This is a genomic window from Acidovorax sp. KPB24-07, assembly GCF_057543315.1.
The window spans coordinates 1-1,219 of the sequence record NZ_BAAJYS010000677.1 but is presented as its reverse complement, the minus strand read 5'-3'; the positions used below and the strand labels follow the sequence as shown (position 1 = coordinate 1,219).

Here is a 1,219-nt window from a genome sequence, read left to right as displayed (position 1 = left end):
TGGCCGAGGCCGGCACGGCGGGCTACCTGGCCGCCCAGCTGCGCTCCGCCCCCGCAGCCCTGCCGCCCGAGGCCCAGGCCCAGATCGACGCCATGGCCATCACCCGTACCCCCATGGAGGTGCTGGCCATCGACATGCAGGGCCGCCAGCAGGCCATCAAGGACCTGCCCGACGAGGAGGCGCGCAAGGCCGCGCAGGAGACCTACCAGCGCGACATGCGGGCCCTGCAGCGCGAGGCCGAGCGCCGCTTCGTGCTGCGGGCCGTGTACTCGCCCGCGCAGTTGAAGGAGAAGATGACCTGGTTCTGGATGAACCACTTCAGCGTCTTCGCCGGCAAGGCCGACATCCGCGCCATGGTGGGCGACTACGAGGACCGCGCCATCCGCCCGCACGCGCTGGGGCGCTTTCGGGACCTGCTTGGCGCCACCGTGCGCCACCCCGCCATGCTGCGCTACCTGGACAACGCGCAGAACGCCGCCAACCGCATCAACGAAAACTACGCGCGCGAGCTGATGGAGCTGCACACCCTGGGCGTGGACGGCGGCTACAGCCAGCGCGACGTGCAGGAGATGGCGCGCGTGCTCACCGGCCACGGCGTGTCGCTGCGCCCGCTGGGCGAGCCGCCGCCGAAGCTCAAAGCCGAGTGGACGCGCCAGTACGTGCGCCACGGCCTGTACGAATTCCACCCCCAGCGCCACGACTGGGGCCCCAAGGAGCTGCTGGGCCAGCCGCTGCAGGGCCAGGGCATGGCCGAACTGGACGAGGCGCTCGACCGCCTGGCCCGCGCCCCGGCCACGGCGCGCTTCGTGTCGCGCAAGCTCGCCACCTACCTGGTGGGCGATGCGCCGCCGCCCGCGCTGCTGGAGGCCATGGCCGAGTCGTTCACCCGCAGCGACGGTCACATCGCCGCCGTGCTGCAGACGCTGTTCGCCAGCGCGCCGTTCCAGGCCTCGCTGGGCAAGCGGCTGCGCGACCCCGTGCAGTACGTGATGGCCGGCCTGCGCATGGGCTATGCCGACCGCGTGCTGGCCAACCCCGATCCGGCCCTGTCGTGGCTGCAGCGCCTGGCAGAGCCCTTGTATGGCCGTGCCACGCCCGACGGCTACCCGCTCGATTCGGCCGCGTGGACCAGTTCGGGCCAGATGGCCGTGCGCTTCGAGGTGGCGCGGGCGCTGGCCGGCGCGGGCGCGGCCGCGCTCTACCGCCCCGAAGGCGCACC

At 72.8% G+C, this 1,219-nt stretch carries 1 protein-coding gene; it reads left to right on the top strand.

Annotated elements, in window-relative coordinates:
* On the top strand, nucleotides 1–1,219 hold a 1,219-nt coding region (locus tag AC27IQ_RS24935; RefSeq protein ID WP_487091209.1), incomplete at both ends, for a DUF1800 domain-containing protein.